Here is an 18,670-nt window from a genome sequence, read left to right as displayed (position 1 = left end):
AGCGTTTTACTTCGCCTGCCACTTCAAGAGGGTTTCCGCTTGGCTGAGAACCAAGTTGACGGCGGCAGGGGCGAGGTCTGGCGGATAGCCGTACTTCTTCAGGATGCGCCGGACCAGCACTCTAAGTTTGGCTCTGGCGCTTTCTTTGCGCTGCCAATCAACGGTCACGTTTTTTTGGAGTTGCTCGACCAATACATGGGCAATCTTCCGTAGTTCGTCGTTGCCGAGAACCTCCGTTGCGCTTTGGTTTTGTGCCAGAGCGTCATAAAATGCCAGTTCCTCTTCGCTTAGGCCAAGATCATCCCCTCGTTGGGCGGAGGCTTTCATGTCTTTGGCCATGTCGATCAACTCTTGGATCATCTCTAGGCTGGTGATCGCGTTGGCATGGTAGCGGGCAACAGCAGCTTGTAATCTCTCAGAGAATGCTTTGGCCTCAACAACATTTCGCTGTTGTCTCGCCTTGATTTCCCCGGCCAATAGCTTCTTCAAGGCCTCCAGCGCGAGGTTTTTCTGATCCATCGCTTGAATCTCAGAAAGGAACTCTTCGGAAAGGACTGAAATTTCCGGTGTCTTCAGACCCGCTGCCGCCAAGACGTCTATGATCGTGGCGTCAGCGATAGCTTCCGAAATGAGTTGGCCAACCGCGAACTCTTTGTCGCGTTTGCTCATACCAGACTTTGGGGAAGTCTTGGATAAGGCCGCACGTACCGCTTGAAAGAAGCCAACTTGCTCTTTGACCGATTGCGCGTAGTCACTGGCGGACGCAAGAGCGAAAGCTTTCGAAAGATTAGCAACTAGATCGGCGTAGAAGTTCAGCTCGGCCTTTTTGGCTTTGTCATCAGTGGTTTTGTCGGCGCGAGCTTTCTGTTTTTCCAAAGCCCATTCAATAGCACCGGCTAGTGCCTGCAAGCGTTCCTGAGGCTGACCTTCTATTCCGGGCCGGTAGTCATAGCCCGAGAAAAAGTCGTGGCATCGCTCGACAAGTTCTTGTAGCGCAGCAACTGCTTCGTCTTCGTCAATGCCAGTCTGGTCTCTGTCTGTCGCCGTGTAATTCTGCAAAGCTTTTCTAAGGTTTTGGCCGATCCCGATATAGTCCACGACCAATCCACCGGGTTTGTCTTTGAAAACCCTGTTCACACGCGCAATGGCCTGCATCAGACCATGGCCGCGCATCGGCTTGTCGATATACATCGTGTGCATACTCGGCGCGTCAAAACCCGTCAGCCACATATCACGAACGATCACAAGCTTGAGCGGATCGGCAGGGTCTCGTGCGCGCTTGGCCAGGAGATCGCGCCGCGTTTTACTGCCGATATGCGGTTGCCAGTCTAGAGGGTCGGAAGCCGATCCGGTCATAACAACTTTGATCACGCCCTCTTTGTCATCTCCCGAGTGCCAATCTGGGCGTAAGTTTGTGATGCGTTTGTACAGGTCGACGCAAATGGCGCGGCTCATGCAAACGATCATGCCCTTTCCCGCCATAGCTTCGACACGATCTTCGAAGTGACTGACAATGTCCTGCGCGACCTTTTCAAGCCTTGGAGGAGCGCCGACCAGCCTTTCGACAGTTGTCCAACTCGATTTGGCTTTTTCTTGCTCAGACAAGCTCTCATCGTCAAAAAGTGCATCGACGGCAGCGTCGATTTCAGGGAGCTTCTCTTGCTCAAGCTCCACACGGGCGAGGCGACTTTCGTAGTAGATCGGCACTGTCGCTTTGTCTTCTACCGCGCGGCTTATATCATATATATCGACGTACTCGCCAAAAACCGCAGGCGTGTTCACATCGGCAGCTTCAATTGGTGTTCCAGTGAAGCCTGCAAAGGACGCATTCGGCAGCGCTTGGCGTAGGTAGTGCGCATAGCCATATCGCCTTGCGCCCGTTTCTCGATCCAACTTCGCGTCAAAACCATATTGGCTACGATGGGCTTCGTCTGCGATTACAATGATGTTCCGCCGGTCTGACAGCATGGGAAAATCTTCTTCGCCCTTCATCGGTGAAAACTTTTGCAACGTGGAAAAGATCACGCCCCCCGATTGGCGGTTGAGCTTCTCGCGCAGGTCCTCGCGATCTTCAATCTGCTCTGGAGTTTGGCGGATCAGGTCACGGCATAGCGAAAAAGTCCCAAAAAGCTGATCGTCCAGATCGTTGCGGTCAGTGACCACAAGGATTGTTGGGTTCTGCAATGCTGGCGCGCGTACCAGAAGCCCCGCAAAAAAGGCCATCAAAAAACTTTTGCCAGAGCCTTGGGTGTGCCAGATCACGCCGATTTTGCGGTCCCCTTCGGCGCTGACGGCGTCAACCGCGCTGGCCAAGGCTTTGCGCGCTCCGTGAAACTGGTGATACCCGCCAATGATCTTGAAGATGCCTTCACCTTTGTCACCGAACACGGTGAAATCACGAACCAACTGCAATAGGCGCTTGGGCTGCATCACGCCACGCAGGAGCGTGTCCATCTCTTTCGGCCCTTCGGGGGTGAAGTCATCCTTTGACCCAGTTACCGTTCGCCAAGGCATGAAGCGGTCTTCACCGGCACTTAGGGAGCCAATTCGCGCCATCAACCCATCAGAGGTGATCAGGGCGGCGTTGGTGCGGAAGAGCGACGGAATTTGCGCTTTGTATGTCTGCAGTTGATTGAACGCGTCTTCAATCGTCGCGTTCTCACTGGCGGCGTTCTTCAACTCGATCACCACCAGCGGCAGGCCATTCACAAAAGCCACCACATCAGGGCGGCGGTTATGGCCGCTTTCAACCACGGTGAACTGGTTCGTCACCATGAAATCGTTGTTCGCCGAGTTGGCAAAGTCGATCAGCCGCACCTTGTCGCCTTTGATCGAGCCATCGGGGCGGCGGTATTCCACGTCGATCCCATCGACCAAGAGCCGATGAATGCGGCGGTTTTCCTCGATCAGAGAGGGCGTCTCGTTGATCTGGACTTGCCGCAATGCGTTTTCCAGAGCCTCGTCCGGGATGCCGGGATTGAGACGCCTTGCGGCCTCTTCCAGGAGCCCGTCCAGAACCACATCCCCGTTGGACACCCGCCGCTTCTCCGGCCCGTCCGGTGCAATCAAGACTTGGTCTTCATACCGCCAGCCGATCTCTTGCAGGGTGCCAAGGGCGACTTGTTCGACAAGGTCTTCGGTGAAGCTCATTGACTATCATCCCCGTCGATTGGCACTTCGGGAAACTCGCGAACGTCGATTTCAACAAGGCGGCCAATTCCGCGCTCGCGATATTCCGCCTCGCTACCGCGACGCTCATAGTCCAGATCATCAACTTCGACGAGGCCGTCTATGTCACGCTCGGGGCGGTTTGGCGTGTTCAATTCATCCAACGTTGGAAAATCGACCAAGGACTCCTTGTCACGGGATCGAGCAGTTTCGGTCGCGACTCTGACGTCGGCAGACGATACCAAAAACCTCAATACGCTGACTTCGGCGCCCAAGACTTCAGACAGACTAGCGTGGGCATAGTCGCGGCGCTCCACCAGATAGTGCCAAGGCACCGAGTATTTCTCGATTTCCGCAAGTGTCTTTGGCATAATTTTTTTTACGGTTTCGGCGTACGCCAAGAGGCAACCTGCCTCGAAACCTTCCAAACCGCCGCCAACATTCTCTTTTTTCCAGTAGTCTCGCTGCGCCTCTGACGAATAGAGGCAGTACACTGGTTTCAATCGGTTTGCTTTTGCGTCCTTGATCAGCAAGTCAATTTGCTGTTCACCAGATGACTTCACCTCGTGGCGTATCTTGAGCTTGTCGTCTTTCTGAAGGCGTTTTGCTTGCACGCGCATCCGAAATTTTCGACAACGCCCGATAATATGCCACTCCCAATCCGCACCGTTCTTGGCCTCCTTCTTTTTACCAAAAGTGTTGAGCGTGATGATTGCAGGATGGCGGCGGCGCAGTTCCAAAAGGTTGGTTTCTGTAATCGTTTCTTCGCCATAGCTGACTTCTACATCGTCACGATGAGCAAAGCCGAGGTTTTGCGATGTTGCGTGCGCCAACTCCAACAGACTGAACAGAAGAGATCCTCTCATACCGCCGCCTCCGCGTCTTTCAGGCGGATTTCGCCGGACATGAGTTTGGGCAGAAGGAGGTCGCGCATCTCGGCGAGGGTTTGGTTTTCTTGTTCGTTGGCTTGCCGCTTTTCCAAGAATGGAAGAGCTACCTTCTCAAACGCCGCACCGCAGGTCTCAGGCAGCAGAACGTCAGCTTGCATGAGCACCTTAGGTGGTACGCGTTGGTGACTGTTAGAAGTGCCTGTAACCATTGCCGCCATCTTCTCTCGCATCTGGTCTGACCGGAACAGAGCTTCGATCGTTGCTCGTCCATGACCAGCCGCAGGTTTAAAACACAGGAACTCTGTCGAACATATCTGGCGATCCGCGCCCGCGAGCTGCGGAACCCAAACACGTTCGATGCGAGGGTTAAGCTTGGAAACCAGCAAACAGTTGGCTGGTACCGCTGTTTTATTACTTTTGATCTCCGCGCCGCGTTCGATGGTAGGCCAACTAGCTTTATCGAAAGCAGGTAAGCTAAAGTGTTCGAATGTCTCGTCGAGGTGCTGGTCGGGTTTAACGGATTGCTTCTGTTGTTCGACGATGGTTTTCAACGGGCATGTCTCCCACCCTTCCGGCAAGCCGTCGTCGCCGAGTTTGGCGGGGAAGAGGGGGGCGAGGGTGGTGGCTTTTTCGGGGGGGAAGGCGTGGCCCATGATGGCTGCGGGGTCGGTAGCTCCTTCCATCTGGCGGCGGGTGGGGCCGAAATCGACGAACCAATCCTTAAACAGCGCCCGCGCCATCTCTTCCAACGTCTCATTCATCCGCCGGTTCAGCTCGATTTTGTCGTCGAGCGCACCCAAACGCCCGACAATGTCTTTCTGCACGGAAGGTTCAGGAACAACGATTGGCAGCTTACGTTGACCCGTGATGCCAAGATAGGCTCGGGTCGAACCCGCCCCTGCCCATTGGCCCAGCAATTCCTGAAAGGGGCGAGAATTGAAGTAGTAATAAAGATACCTGCGATCCAATCGATCTTCATCAAGAACGCGGTAATAGGTTATCTGGGGCGTTAACATTATGAAGTCGGTTTCAAGTGGTCCAACTATTGCAGTCCTGCCGATGGTAGCCTTGTGAGAGAGCAAGACGTCACCGGTTTTTGAAAAGCCCTTCCTGAGGGAGTTTGCTTGGTCATCGCTCAGAAAGGCGCAGTTTATGGTATCAACTCGTCCACTGACCAAATCAGATGCCATCACGAACGGGATACCCGTCTCTACATAGTCAACAGTCTTCGGATGGATTGAGCCGTGGTTGCCGTCCATCGGTGGAGCCAACACCCCTTCATCAATCAACTCTTCAACAGTAAATGTTCCCGCCGTCATTTCGCTGCATCCAAGCCTGCTGCGGCTTTGACTTGAACGTTCAGATCTTCTGATAAGCGCAGTTGGCTTTCCAAGATTGCCTGCAATGCCGCAAACTTCTCCTCGAACGGCACCCCGTCGCCTTCATCCTCCGCCGCTCCAACATACCGCCCCGGCGTCAGCACATGATCGAACTTGCGGATGGTCTCCAGCCCTTCCGACTTGCAGAAGCCCGGCGCGTCGGCGTAGGCCTCCCACCCTTTCTCCTCCAACGTCTCGGGCTTGGCGCGCCAGCGGCGGTAGGTGCCTGCGATCTTTTCGATGTCCTCGTCCGAGAACTCGCGCCGGACCCGGTCCACCATATGGCCCATGTTGCGGGCGTCGATGAACAGCACCTCTCCGCGTCGGTCGCGCAGCCCGTTGGCGCTTTTGTCCCGGCTCAAAATCCAGAGGCAGACGGGAATTTGTGTGGAATAGAAAAGCTGCCCCGGCAGGGCGACCATACAATCGACGCGGTCTTCTTCGATCAGGCGCTTTCTGATCTCGCCCTCGCCGCTGGTTTGCGAGGACATAGAGCCATTGGCCAGCACCACCCCCGCATGGCCGCGCGGGGCGAGGTGGTGGATGATGTGCTGTATCCACGCGAAGTTGGCGTTGCCCTTGGGCGGGATGCCGTATTGCCAGCGGTCATCTTCCAGCAGCCGCTCGCCGCCCCAGTCCGAGATGTTGAAGGGCGGGTTGGCAAGGATGTAGTCAGCCTTCAGCCCCGGATGCGCGTCCTTGTGGAAGCTGCCCGCGCTGTCCCATTCGATGGCGGCGTCAATGCCGTGAACGGCGAGGTTCATCTTAGCCAGCCGCCAAGTGGTGTGGTTGATCTCTTGCCCATAGACCGAGAGGTTCAGCGGGTTGCCGCCGTGGTCTTCGATAAATTTCTCGGACTGAATGAACATGCCACCCGATCCGCAGCAAGGATCATAGACACGGCCTTGGTAGGGTTCGAGCATTTCGACTAGTGTTTTTACGACGGAGCGGGGCGTGAAGAATTCCCCTCCTCGCTTGCCTTCGGCGCTAGCGAAGCCGCTGATGAAGTATTCATAGACCCGGCCAAGCAGGTCGCGCGCGCGGTCGGCGCTGTCGTGCATCTTGATATTGGAAAAGAGGTCCACCAGCTCGCCCAGCATGGTTTTGTCGAGCGTCGGGCGGGCGTAGTTCTTAGGCAGGACGCCTTTTAGGGTCTCGTTGGTGGGTTCAGCTTCAATGGCTTCCATCGCATCGTCGATGATCTTGCCGATGTTCTCGGAGCGGGCGTTTTGCTGGATGTGCGACCAGCGGGCGGTTTCCGGCACCCAAAAGACGTTTTCGGCGAGGTATTCCTCGGGGTCTTCGGGGTCGGCGAACTCATCTTCTGCAAGCTGGTCGTGCATCGCTTGGAAGGCTTCCGAGATGTATTTGAGGAAGATCAATCCGAGTGCGACATGCTTGTATTCGGATGGCTCAAGCCCGCCGCGCATTTTGTCGGCTGCCTTGAAGAGATCAGCGGCGAAGTCGAGATCAGCGGAGCGGGTATTTTGCGCCATGTGTAATAGATTCTTTCTTAATATGCACTTGGCTAATTTGGTAGCAGAGGCGTTTAAGGTTGCACAATGCCTGCTGCTACCTTTGAGAGTATTTCTGGATGTATGCGTATTGCGAAGAACACCGGAGAACCCCATATTTACCCATAACATTTTTTTGGGCTCAAAATATGGCATCATTCAGTGGATTTATTCGTAAGTCCCCTACGGGGCGGCTCAGAGTATTTCTTGCGGCACGAGGGGTAAATACGCCTGATGATTTCGATTGGACTAGTGAGGGGCGCGGGACGGCACTGGTGAGGTCTATTGAAGCCCTGCTGGAGGAACTGCCAGACGCGCAACAGGATGCTGTAAAGGCGGAGTTGGAGTTCTTGAGCGCGCTGGCCAGCGAAAACGGGATGCAAGCCGCTGAACAGGTCTGCACCGGGCAACTCATTGACCTAGAGGGCTTAGAAGGCGTCGAAGACGTTCTCTTGATGCTGGCGATAGAGCATCCCCGCATGGTTGACCGGGTTCAAGTGCAGGCGTCGCTCTTGCATCGGAATGGCGGAAAGCAGTGGTCGCGTTTTCAATTCCCCGACGATGGAAAGCCTTGGGCGCTGGACGAACAAAGTGCGCGCGACGGCTTCTTGGCCGAAACCGTAGATATTCTCAATTTGCCCATGCATCGAAGACGCGAGGCAGATTGGTTTCATTCCGTCAGAATTGATCCGGCGACCGGCGGTCAGGCCAAGTTGACCCAAGCCACGATATACGTCGAAGATAGAGCCGAAAGCGAATTGGCGTTTGGCGCAACCAGCCTTGAACGGCAAACCGTACAGAAAGTCCTTGAGGTTGGTATCGCCTGCGATCCCGAAGAACGCATTGTTGAAATTTGCGCCAAGGGCGGCACAAAGGTCCGCGATCAATACCTGCAATCCTTTTCAAAACACTTTGCACCGCAATCCAACCCGCCGGTCGAAGTGCCTCGCCGCGATGTTCAATTGGACATCCTGCGCCAAGCGCCGGAGTTAACGACGATTCCAGCGGATGCGGTTGAAACTGTCGAAGTGTCTTCCCTTTCGTTCCGATCTTCGGACGGGGGCTTTTTGCTCGTCGAAAAACGCGGCGATGAGGAAAACCTCTATCAGTTTCTTGCGCGCAACTTCGGCGGCAATTCCCCGTTGCGCGCGGGCGGCTGGCAGATCGTGGCGGCGACCTTGCGGATTTTTCTTGAACCGCGCGAAGGAAAGAAAGGTCGCGCGCTGACGGTCACTTTGAAGACACCGAATACGACCAGCGTGCCAAACAAGACCGAAGCGGAGCGCCAATTCGTATATGGCCTCCTCGAACGTTGGAACCTGCTCGCACCGCCGCTAAGCGTTGTAGAACTGTTTGAGGTGGATGATTGAGCGCGGTTTCGCTGCTTTGTGCAATCGTCGCGCATGGCGGCAAAGTGTCCTCGGATTTCCATCAAAATAACCGGGGCTTTGCGGCACTGCTTCGGCACGGCTTTCTGCGCGAGGCAGGCGTTATGTCTTCGGTGGTGTGCTATCAATGCGATGATCCGCATTCGGCGCGGGTTGTCTTTGAAGACGGCTCACACGGCTATCATTGCCCTGAGGTGGGCTATGTCCCGCTCACCCCCGAGCATTCAACTGCCTTCCTGCCCGACCTGCCGAAATTGGTCGAACGGTTGGCAGATGTGTTTGCGTGCCGTCAGCGCAAATCCTCAAGCCTTCATGGTAAGACTTGGCGCATTGGTGCGGTCTCGACAGTCTCCGAGACTGTCATGCTTTATTACCACCCGTCCTTGAGCAGCGACGAGGACGTCTTCGATCTGCAAAACGCCTTGGCGCGCGAAGCCCGGTCAGAGTGGCGTCTGATCGTCACGTCGCGGGGAGGCTTTCCAGTCGCCGGGTGTAGCGCGGTGCACCTCGATGATCTGGTAGAGATCGACGCCGAAAGTGGTGCTCTAAGCCCTATCGCCGATCCTGGGGTTTTGGTCGGTGTTCCTCGTAAGAACACCGGCGGCAGACCAAGTGAACATGGGGCGCTGCTCAAGCTGTTAATCGAACAGCGCATTCGTGAATACGAAGCGTTGGATGCAATCAACGCCGAAGCCCGCGCGATCCGCAGCGCTTTTGATGCTGCCTATCCGGACAAACCGATCCCGTCCGACTCTGCAATCAAGCGCTATATCCGGGCCGCGCGTGGGGGTTCATAAGGGGTTCAAAACCTCGCGTCTGTTTTGAACCACCCCGCGTCCGGCACCGTCCGCTCATACCCAAACAAAGGAGTATGGGCCATGACGAACACAGCCGACCTTATCATCCAAGCTGCTCAAGTGCTGGCAGTCTCCCCGAACGAGGCCGCGCGCCTGTGCAGCATCGGGCGCACGACCCTCTACGCCGCCCTGTCCTCGGGCGAGTTGAAAAGCGTCAAGATCGGCACGCGCCGCCTGATCACCCTCGACGCGCTCCGCGAATGGCTCAAGCACAACGAAACCCCGGCGGGCGAGTGACGCGGAGATGCCCAAGCAAGCGCGCCTGAGCGGGATCAAGCGCTTCCGCTGTTACACCATCGAAGAGGCGGCGGAGGTTTCCGGCGTCTCTCCTCGCACCATTCGCAATTGGGAATCGGACGGGTTGCGTGTCATGGACGGCACGCGGCCCATCCTGATCCGAGGCGACGACCTGTGCGACCACATCAAATCGCAACGATCCAAGCGTGCGGTCAAAACCCGGATCGACACCTTCTATTGCGTCTGCTGTCGGCGCGAACGACGGGCGGCGGAAGATATGGCCGATTGCAACGTGATCGGCGGGCGGGCCAAGCTGACGGCGCTGTGTGAGGCCTGCGGAACGGTCCTGTCTAAGCCGGTGAGTGAGGCCGCAATCCCCGAGATTGCCCGGACTCTCGACCTCAAAATCACGCGGCAATAGCGAACACTAAGGTGGTGGACAGTGCTCCCCTTGTTTTTCCACTTCTTGGCCAACCGAAAGAGCCGTCGAAATGGCACCTTTCAGACCGCAACACCGCAACCCACGGCAGTCTTCTCGAAGTCGCCCCATGGGCAAGGAGGGGGGAGGGTAAAACTTGGCGGCTTTCGGTTTGGAAATCCGTCACGCCCCTGCGTGCGAAATATCTTCTCCAGAAAACATGGGTGCGGATCACTGACGCGCGACGCGTGAACCGACCCTCCCAAACGACAGCCTGAAAGGAGGCCGAAATGTCAAAGCAACCGAACGAAAAGAACGAGCGCCTGAAACGCCGCTTCGTGGACTACCGCAAATATGCGCGCCAACTGTCCGACAAGACGCTGGACCGAGAATTGGCCGCGCTGGAACGCTTTGACGTCTGGAACGGGCGTCAGGACTTCGCCAAGTTCCACATCGAATGGGCGATGGGGTTCCGCTCCCATCTGGAAAAGGTCAAGGGGTCTACCGGCAAACCTTTGAGCAAGTCCACCGCGCGCGCCATCATGGCGACGTTACGCGAGTTCACGCTGTGGCTCTCTCAGCAAGACGGGTTCCGTAGCCGGATCAGAACTTCGGACGCAGAGTATTTCAACCTGTCGCGCCGGGACGAGGCCGAAGCCCGCGCTGCCCCCGCCCGCCCCGCGCCCAGTGTCAAACAGGCAAAGCGCGCTTTCGAGATTATGCCAGACGCAACGCCGCGCGAAATGCGCGACAAGGCGGTCTTTGCCTTGCTTTGTCTCACGGGTATTCGCGTCGGCGCGCTAATCTCGCTGCGCATTCGGCACGTTGATCTGATCGAGAAATCCGTGACGCAAAACCCGCGCGAGGTGGCGACAAAGTTCGGCAAGCGGATCGACACCTTCTTTGCCAAGGGCTTCCCCGAAGCAGAAGCTGCTTTGCGCGCTTGGATCACCTATCTGGACGAAGAGGCCCTATATGGCCCCGACGATCCGCTCTTTCCGGCAACCGCCATCGCGCCGCAATCCAACACCGGCTTTGCCGTGGAAGGGTTTGACCGGCGACATTGGAAAAGCACCGAACCCGTCCGCAAGATCGTGAACGGCGCATTTCAAGCCGCCAAACTCGACAGCTTCGGACCCCATGCGTTCCGGCACATGCACGCGCGCCAAGCGACGAAGGACTGCACGGTCCCGGAACTCGTCGCCATGGCGCAGAACCTTGGTCACACCGATGTTCTGACGACTTTGCGGAGCTATGGGCAAATAAGCCGCGAACGTCAGCGTGCGCTGATTACGGGCGAGTCAGGCGAAGATCTGCTGGACGACTGATTGAGGCCGTTTCAAGGGACTGCGCCGCGTGGGAACGAATGTGGGAACGGAAATGTGCCAGATGCGAATTTCCCCACATTATCAAAATCTTAATGTGTGTTAATGGCGGAGACGAAGGGATTCGAACCCTCGAGACGGTTTCCCGCCTACTCCCTTAGCAGGGGAGCGCCTTCGACCACTCGGCCACGTCTCCGTCGACCCGTGTAATGATTGCTGAAGGCGGGAACAAGGCTGTTTTGTCAAAAATTTTCGGGATGAAGATTTTTAATTCCGGACACTCAACGCCAAAGAAAAATGGCCGTCAGCACCTGCGCTGACGGCCATCTTTAAAACCGAGTTTCTTGGGCCCTGCCCCCGCGCATCAGTTGCTGTGCAGGAAGTGCAGTACGTCACCGTCTTTGACGATATACGCCTTGCCTTCGGCGCGCATCTTACCGGCGTCTTTGGCGCCCTGTTCGCCGTTCAGCGCGACGTAGTCGTCAAACGCGATGGTTTCGGCGCGGATGAAACCCTTTTCGAAATCGCCGTGAATGACGCCAGCGGCTTGCGGTGCGGCGGTGCCGGACTTGATGGTCCATGCGCGGGCCTCTTTCGGGCCGACGGTGAAGTAGGTTTCCAGATGCAGCAGGTCATAGCCCGCACGGATCAGGCGATCTAGGCCCGCCTCTTCCAGACCCAGCTCGCCAAGGAACATCTCTGCCTCGTCTTCTTCCAACTGACTGATCTCTTCTTCGATCTTGGCCGAGATGACGACGTGGCTGTTGCCCTGATCTGCAGCCATCTTTGCAACCGCTTCAGAGTGCGCGTTGCCGGTGGCGGCCTCTTCTTCGGACACGTTGCAGACATACAGGATAGGCTTGGTGGTCAGCAGTTGCAGCATGCGCCACTGCTTGGCGTCTTCCTCGGCGACCTCGACGGTGCGGGCGGGCTGACCGGCTTCCAACGCTTCCAGAGCGGCCTTCATCAGGCGTTCCTGCTGAACGGCTTCTTTGTCGCCGCCGCGTACCTTGCGCACGATGTTTTGCAGGCGCTTTTCGATGGATTCGATGTCGGCGATCATCAGTTCGGTATCGATGGTTTCCGCATCCGCAACGGGGTCAACGCGGCCTTCGACGTGGGTCACGTCACCGTCCTCAAAGCAGCGCAGGACGTGCGCGATGGCATCGACTTCGCGGATGTTGGCAAGAAATTGGTTGCCCAGACCTTCGCCCTTGGACGCGCCTTTGACCAGACCGGCGATGTCGACGAATGTCATGCGTGTCGGGATGATCTGTTTGGATTTGGCGATTTCCGCCAGCTTGTCCAGACGCGCATCCGGTACAGCAACATCGCCGACGTTCGGCTCGATCGTACAGAACGGAAAGTTCGCCGCCTGAGCAGCAGCCGTTTTTGTCAGCGCGTTAAACAGGGTCGATTTGCCCACATTGGGCAGACCCACGATTCCCATCCGAAAGCCCATTGGTGCCTCATAATATCAGGTGTCTGGGCGCTTCTAGGGGTTGGCAGGGGTCTGCGCAACCTCTTGCGCCACATCCTGTTCAAGATGGCGCACGTAGCCCCAGAAGCGGATCAGCAACAACACGGCCGCAACGGCCAGCCCTGCAACCAATCCCAGCCAGACGCCAGTGCCCTTCCAATCCGCGACAAAGCCGAACAGGTAAGCGGCCGGAAGGCCCAGAAGCCAATAGGCGATAGCGGCCAGAAACATCGGGATGCGCGTATCCTGAAGACCGCGTAGCAGGCCAAGAACGACGACCTGTGTGGCGTCAACCAGTTGGAACAGCGCGGCGCAAATCAACAGCAGGCTGCCGATGCGGATGATTTCCAGACGATCGGGTTCGTTTGCAGACAAGAACAGGTCGATCAGCGGCGCGGGGATCACCAGCATCGGGATCATCGCCAAACTGGCAATAAGCAGTGACATGCCCTGCACGGCCTTGGCCCCGCGTTTCAGATGCGCCAGATCCTTGCGCCCCATGGCGTTCCCGGCGCGCACCGTTGCGGCGTTCGACAGGCCAACCTGCACCATGAAAGCCGCCGTCGCGATTTGCAGCACGATGCCATGCGCCGCCAACGGGATCGTCCCGAGCCAGCCCATAAAGACCGACGTAGCTGCAAACAAACCGACTTCGGACAGGCTGGTCAGGCCGATCGGCAAACCCAGCTTGAAGACCTCGGAAAACATGGGCCAGTCCGGCTTCCAAAACCTTTGGAACAGGTGATGTTCAGGGGTTTTCCAAACCGCATAGGCCATGGACCCGCCCAAGGCGACAAAGTTGGTGAGCAGCGATGCGATGGCGGCACCTGCGATGCCGAGTTCGGGAAATCCCCAGTTGCCAAAGATCAGCGCGTAATTGAACGGCACGTTCAACGCCGCCGCAAAGGCCGTCACCAGAAACACCGCGCGGGTGTGCTCCATCGCCGCCAGATAGCTTTTCAGAACCATCACCAAGAGTGCGGGCAACATGCCAACGCCTGCGATGCGCAGGTAGGTTTGGGCGTAGTCCGCGACGACAGGCGCTTGCCCCAATCGCAGCAACAAGGGTTTGGAAAAGAACAAAAATGGCAGAACCAACAGCACGAACAAGATCGACAACCACAGTCCCATACGCGTGACGCGGCGAATGCGCGTCGTATCTTCGGCGGCGACCGCATTTGCGACCATGGGCATCACCGCCCACGCAAACCCCGACCCCAACAGGAAGAATGTAAAGAAAACAGTGTGCGACAGCGTCAGAGCAGCCAGATATTCGGCACCGTAGCGCCCCACCATAATCGTATCGGTCAGACCGATCAGGAACTGCGCCAGATGCCCACCGACAAGGGGCAATCCCAGTACAAGGATTGCACGGATGTGCTGGGGATATGTCATCTGCGTCGTATTCATGGATGAGGGATAGGTGCCGTTTGTCGTTTCGACAAGCGTCAAAGTGCCCGCATCAGCAGTTGCAAGGCCAGCATTGCAATTACGACACCGGCAATCAGTTCGACTGTCCCCAACGCCCGTCGCGCGGTCTGCCCTTCGGACAGCGTCTCAAGCGCGCCCGAACGGAACACGACGGCCATCAAAGCCACCACCACAGTCACGCTCGCTGTGCCCATTCCCATAGCGAAAGCGCCAAGGATACCTGCCACCTGAATATCCATGCGCCACGTCAGGATCAGCAGGAACAAAGCCCCCGTACATGGCCGGATCGCAATGGCCCCGACCAACACCAAAGCGTCACGCAAAGACGACACCTTGGCGACTTCCTCGATGCTCGGACCATGGCTGTGACCGCATGTATCGCAGACATGACTGTGACCGGAATGGTCGTGATCATGCGTATGATGCTGATCGTCCGCGGGACGGAAACTGCGCCACAGGGTGCGCAGCCCGCGGTACGCCAACCAAGCACCGATCAACGCGATGGCGCCATAGCTGAGCGCGGCAAGCAACGTATCGGCCAGCCCCTCCATCCGTTCGCGGGACCAGTTGAACAACAAGACACCGGAATACACGAGGATCACAGCCGTCGCCGCCTGCGCCAGAGAGGACGCCAGCGCCAAAACCGACAACCGCACCATGCTGACCTGCCGCGCAACGCCGTAGCCGCCAATCAGGATTTTGCCGTGCCCCGGCCCCACCGCGTGGAAAAAGCCATAGGCGAAGCACATGGACAGCAAGGCGATCAATGCGCCCGGCTCCCCTGCCCTAAGCGCCCGCAGCCCGCGGGCCAAAGCCGTCTGCGCCTCGCGTTGACCGTCCGCCGCCCAGCGCGCAAGCTGATCAGCCCCATTGCCCAGCCAAAGCCACGCAGCCAGCGCCGCAATGACCAGTGCCGCAATGATGGAAAGGCTTAGGACCCAGCGCTGCATGTCAGTCGGATTGTGTCGGCATAATAAATGCCCAGTTCCAGCGTATCGATCACGTCATCGGAAACGGTCTTCAAGGCCTCTTCAACCGCGCGATCCCCTGCCGACGGATCATGAGCATCGACCTTGCTTTCACATGGCCCCTCGACCGAAACATTTTGCAATGTGTACTGCACATAGAACGTCGGATCATACTGACGGATCACGGCCTGAGATGCTTCGACAAACGGGATCGGACGGGTCTGGGTCGCGACCAACTTGCCATCAACCACATCCAGCCCGATAGCCATCGAACGCTGCATGCTGACGTTTTCGCCGTCCACACCAACGTAGAAATCGCCTTCGAACCCGTCGGGCCAATTGGCCACATCAAAGCCGAACAGCTTGGCCTTCTCAGCCTCGGTCAGGATCCCGTCACCATCCGGATCAACGCCCATATCCTCGATGATCAGAAGCGAGAAGAATTCGTCATAGGCAAAGGCCAGTTCAACCTCGTAGAGCGCACCCTCTTCGTCGACGCGCAAAATCATATCCGTATCCACAAAGATATGCGGATGCGCGAAACCAAGCGTCGGAAGGGCAAGCAGGAAGGCGGCGGTTCTGATCATACATTCCCTTTACGAAGAACAAGACTGTTCGACAAGCAATCCAAAAAGCTTGAGCAATTGCCCGCCGCTTCGTCAATGAGCAGTGTGTCAGGTAGCCTTCACCATCAGGATATCGATGGAATAACACCAGCACCTAAAACGCACTGCCCGAGCCCTTGTTCCTAGCAAACGGGTACAGGGATCGCGGCCGGCAGTTGACTTAAAAGTTTCAAGGTTACCTTCGCACGGTTAAGCACGATATCGGCAAGAAACGCGTAAATGACCGACAAGCCGATAGCGTACCAAACCCCTGCGTATTCTTGGAAAATGATCGCATAGAACCAGTCGGTCCCCATGACATAAATTGCCACGCTCGCCAGTGTTGCACTGATCAGCAACATAGCAGGCACAACCACCGCATGCCTCCGGCTGCGCGGAACGAAAGTCGCCGCTACCACCAAAGCGAATGAGAGCGTGTTTACCGACAGGAAAAGCATCAGGTCGCCCCTCAACGCACTCAGGGTTTGCGCATACTGCCCCTTCATAAAGTCAATGAGCTTTGCCTGATCCAACCCAAGCTTGGCTGCGCGGGCCTCCAGCCCTTCCCGGATCATCGCAGAACGAATTTTCGCATCCTCAGCGTCTACCGGCCCGCAGGTGCAAAAGCTTTCAACAATGTGACCAAGCACATCAGGGAACTCCGATGCTGCCAACGCGCTCAAATCATTTTGTTTGATGCCAATACGGTCAGATAACCGCCCAAGCCCTTCTTGCAGAACACCATCCAGCGGACCCTCCGCGAGATCGGGATACTTCTGCAATACCTCACTGATCACCTCGCCTTTGATAAATGAAAGCGAAGTACGCTCAAAGCTGTCTGGCTTCGCGACAATGAACGCCATAAAAGCGCCGAAAAGAATGACGCCGGAAATTCCAATAAAACGTAAAAACAATGTCATCGTAAGAAACTGGCCAAGGCCGCGCTTTTATTCAAGCGTTTGGTCCAGAACTATCGTTGAGTCTTCTCTCTATGCAAAAACGTTCATAGTTGTCTGGCCATCCAAAAGCGCACGTGCTTTGGCATTTGCCATATGGGCTCTGACTAATGCGCGGCTTAGGCGGCTGACCGAATGATCGGGATAGGGGGATAGGGGCAAAGTGATCCGGGCTTCCGGTATTTTCGAAGCTCTTCAGCAATGTCTTCACGAACAAGGGTCTGTCTTGAATCGAACTTAAAAAGAGCCGGAAGTTCCACAGGTTTCAATGACAACCTTCTTGGCACATAGCAGCGAAAATTCCCGACTGCTGTTCGTGACTTATCCTTGAAATCGTTCAGATTTTCAAAGCGACAGTCAGTCTTCACCAACGGATAAAGCGTACCGTACTCAGTTTCACCTCTCATAGCTCTGGTGCCGTGCCGGTGGAAATCCGTAGTGTCCACCAAGTCAAAAGTTGAATTGGAAAAATCGCACCAATCAACAATGGTATCGCGCCATTTTATTGTTCCGATCCTATAGTCACTCGGTTTGATTTTTCCGGAACGTTTACCCGGGTAACGATATAAGTTTACCAGGTGCAATTCTTCGAAAGAGCCATCCAGTTCTTTCTCAAACCGAGTGAAATGCTTTTTGGACAGCGCCATAAAATGGTCTTCCGGATCGCAAATATGTTCGACAAGCCCAACCCCACGGCAAAGATCGACGTCCTGCGGCTCCGGGTTCGGGGCCTTTACATATTTGATGAAAACGGGTTGCCCGCTGTATCCGGATTGCGAAAGGTGCCGCACAAACGGTGATCGGTGATCGCCATCCAAAAGCTGCACGGGGGGCAAGTCGAACACATGTCTTCCGTCGGATGCAGACCCAGCGTCGGTTTGTCTGATCAAATAGTAATTCTGTACATTCACTGTTGCCATCCACCCATCGCTCTGGCCGCTTTATATCAATGTTTCTTTAGAATTTGCGTAGAGAAATCGAGGATTTAGTCAGATGCAAAACAGACCGAAGAAGATGTGATCCATCAATACCCGTTCGGCAAACTCCGCGCCCACAGGACCGACAAAAACTGGGGCGGATAAACGGGGATAGCACCTAGAATATCCCCTGCCTCCCGAAGAAGGCAGAGGCCTGTTGCCCGCCCCTATCCTAAAACAGCCGCAGGCAATCCTAATTCCTCACGCCATGTGTGTTTCGGCGCGAAGCCGAGCAGGCGTTGGGCTTTCTCGATAGAATAAACCGTTTCGTCCTGCGCCATGGGGCGACGCAGTTCGACGCCTTCGTAATAGCGTGCGCGGACCTCGTCGATCGGGATCGACACGGACATATCGGGGTTGGCGACGTTAAACACCTCGTGCCCCAGACCGTCGGTTTTCAGGCAGCAATCCACCATGTGCCCCAAATCGCGCGCATCGATGTAGGCAAAGATGTTGCGACGGCGCAGGTCAGGGTTTTCGACGAAAGCGGGGAAGTTTTCGGCGTATTCGTGCGGTTCGATCACGTTGTTGATGCGCAGCCCGTAGATGTCATACCCGCTGCGCGCCTGAAAGCTGCGGCCTGTGGCCTCGTTCACGACTTTGGACATGGCATAGCTGTCCTGCGGGATCGTCGGGTGGTCTTCGTCCACAGGGATGTAGTCAGGCTTCAGCTCGCCATCATAGAAACAGATGCCATAGGTCGTCTCGGACGAGGCATAGATGATCTTCTTGATACCCAGCTTCACCGCCGCTTCGATCACGTTGTACGTCGACATGACGTTGGTGCGGTAGGTTTCATTATCCGGCTTGATCAGGATGCGCGGCACAGCGGCGAAATGGACGACCGCGTCGAACTTGGGCACGCCGGTGCCCGGCTCCAGTTCATCGAAATTGGCATAGCTGGTCAGGGCGTTGAACACCTGTCCGCTGTCCGTCAGATCCACGATCAGGTTATCCACGCCCTCGGCCTCAAGCGGGACCAGATCGGCGTTCACCACGTGATGGCCCTGCGCGACCAGATAGGGCAGAACGTGCCGTCCCGCTTTGCCGCTACCGCCTGTGAACAAAATACGCATG

The 18,670-nt window shown here is 56.4% G+C and carries 16 protein-coding genes and 1 tRNA gene; 5 read left to right on the top strand and 12 right to left on the bottom strand.

The window, feature by feature from the left end:
- Nucleotides 1-6: 6 nt before the first annotated feature.
- Genes AC4FIA_RS07340 through AC4FIA_RS07325 form a run of 4 tightly spaced genes read right to left on the bottom strand, consistent with a single transcriptional unit; the run spans nt 7 to nt 6,933 of the window.
- Entirely contained in the window at nt 7-3,150 is a 3,144-nt protein-coding gene (locus AC4FIA_RS07340) for a type I restriction endonuclease subunit R (RefSeq protein ID WP_490365306.1), read from the bottom strand.
- Entirely contained in the window at nt 3,147-4,034 is an 888-nt protein-coding gene (locus AC4FIA_RS07335; RefSeq protein WP_490365305.1) for a DUF6615 family protein, read from the bottom strand. The genes AC4FIA_RS07340 and AC4FIA_RS07335 overlap by 4 nt, the downstream gene beginning before the upstream one ends.
- Nucleotides 4,031-5,377, bottom strand: coding sequence for a restriction endonuclease subunit S (locus tag AC4FIA_RS07330; protein WP_490365304.1), 1,347 nt, complete (start codon nt 5,375-5,377; stop codon nt 4,031-4,033). Before AC4FIA_RS07330 ends, AC4FIA_RS07335 begins: the two co-directional genes overlap by 4 nt.
- Nucleotides 5,374-6,933: a class I SAM-dependent DNA methyltransferase gene (locus AC4FIA_RS07325; RefSeq protein ID WP_490365303.1), complete on the bottom strand. Its 1,560-nt coding sequence runs from the start codon at nt 6,931-6,933 to the stop codon at nt 5,374-5,376. The genes AC4FIA_RS07330 and AC4FIA_RS07325 overlap by 4 nt, the downstream gene beginning before the upstream one ends.
- 167 nt (nt 6,934-7,100) lie before the next feature.
- On the opposite strand from AC4FIA_RS07325, the gene AC4FIA_RS07320 reads away from it, so the two are divergent.
- The 5 genes from AC4FIA_RS07320 (at nt 7,101) to AC4FIA_RS07300 (ending at nt 11,179) form a co-directional block, all read left to right on the top strand.
- Entirely contained in the window at nt 7,101-8,321 is a 1,221-nt protein-coding gene (locus AC4FIA_RS07320) for a hypothetical protein (RefSeq protein ID WP_490365302.1), read from the top strand.
- Nucleotides 8,318-9,136: a hypothetical protein gene (locus tag AC4FIA_RS07315; RefSeq protein ID WP_490365301.1), complete on the top strand. Its 819-nt coding sequence runs from the start codon at nt 8,318-8,320 to the stop codon at nt 9,134-9,136. The genes AC4FIA_RS07320 and AC4FIA_RS07315 overlap by 4 nt, the downstream gene beginning before the upstream one ends.
- Before the next feature lie 81 nt (nt 9,137-9,217).
- Nucleotides 9,218-9,433: a helix-turn-helix domain-containing protein gene (locus AC4FIA_RS07310; protein WP_490365300.1), complete on the top strand. Its 216-nt coding sequence runs from the start codon at nt 9,218-9,220 to the stop codon at nt 9,431-9,433.
- Nucleotides 9,434-9,440: 7 nt separating this feature from the next.
- Nucleotides 9,441-9,854 carry a MerR family DNA-binding transcriptional regulator gene (locus tag AC4FIA_RS07305; protein WP_490365299.1) on the top strand — a complete coding sequence of 138 codons (414 nt, stop codon included), beginning with the start codon at nt 9,441-9,443 and terminating at the stop codon, nt 9,852-9,854.
- Between the two features lie 287 nt (nt 9,855-10,141).
- On the top strand, nt 10,142-11,179 hold the full coding sequence (locus AC4FIA_RS07300; protein WP_490365298.1) for a tyrosine-type recombinase/integrase: 1,038 nt from the start codon (nt 10,142-10,144) through the stop codon (nt 11,177-11,179).
- Between the two features lie 103 nt (nt 11,180-11,282).
- Here AC4FIA_RS07300 and AC4FIA_RS07295 read toward each other — a convergent pair.
- The 8 genes from AC4FIA_RS07295 to AC4FIA_RS07260 all read right to left on the bottom strand — a co-directional run bounded on the left by AC4FIA_RS07295 (nt 11,283) and on the right by AC4FIA_RS07260 (nt 18,669).
- Nucleotides 11,283-11,372: transfer RNA gene (locus AC4FIA_RS07295), tRNA-Ser, on the bottom strand.
- A 168-nt stretch (nt 11,373-11,540) separates the two neighbouring features.
- Nucleotides 11,541-12,638 (bottom strand): redox-regulated ATPase YchF, encoded by a 1,098-nt coding sequence (ychF, locus tag AC4FIA_RS07290; protein WP_490365297.1) that lies wholly within the window; start codon nt 12,636-12,638, stop codon nt 11,541-11,543.
- A 33-nt stretch (nt 12,639-12,671) separates the two neighbouring features.
- A complete protein-coding gene (locus AC4FIA_RS07285; RefSeq protein ID WP_490365426.1) occupies nt 12,672-14,051 on the bottom strand; it encodes an MATE family efflux transporter in 1,380 nt (459 codons plus the stop codon).
- Nucleotides 14,052-14,104: 53 nt separating this feature from the next.
- On the bottom strand, nt 14,105-15,037 hold the full coding sequence (locus AC4FIA_RS07280; RefSeq protein WP_490365296.1) for a nickel/cobalt transporter: 933 nt from the start codon (nt 15,035-15,037) through the stop codon (nt 14,105-14,107).
- On the bottom strand, nt 15,019-15,642 hold the full coding sequence (locus tag AC4FIA_RS07275; RefSeq protein WP_490365295.1) for a DUF1007 family protein: 624 nt from the start codon (nt 15,640-15,642) through the stop codon (nt 15,019-15,021). Before AC4FIA_RS07275 ends, AC4FIA_RS07280 begins: the two co-directional genes overlap by 19 nt.
- A gap of 161 nt (nt 15,643-15,803) precedes the next feature.
- Nucleotides 15,804-16,580 carry a hypothetical protein gene (locus AC4FIA_RS07270; RefSeq protein WP_490365294.1) on the bottom strand — a complete coding sequence of 259 codons (777 nt, stop codon included), beginning with the start codon at nt 16,578-16,580 and terminating at the stop codon, nt 15,804-15,806.
- A 155-nt stretch (nt 16,581-16,735) separates the two neighbouring features.
- Nucleotides 16,736-17,536, bottom strand: coding sequence for a hypothetical protein (locus AC4FIA_RS07265; RefSeq protein WP_490365293.1), 801 nt, complete (start codon nt 17,534-17,536; stop codon nt 16,736-16,738).
- A 224-nt stretch (nt 17,537-17,760) separates the two neighbouring features.
- Nucleotides 17,761-18,669, bottom strand: a complete 909-nt coding sequence (locus AC4FIA_RS07260; RefSeq protein WP_490365292.1) for an NAD-dependent epimerase/dehydratase family protein — start codon at nt 18,667-18,669, stop codon at nt 17,761-17,763.
- Nucleotide 18,670: the final 1 nt, after the last annotated feature.

The sequence above is a fragment of the Thalassococcus sp. genome (assembly GCF_982780845.1).
The sequence above is the reverse complement of the archived record's forward strand: the minus strand, read 5'-3'. Positions and strand labels throughout refer to the sequence as shown.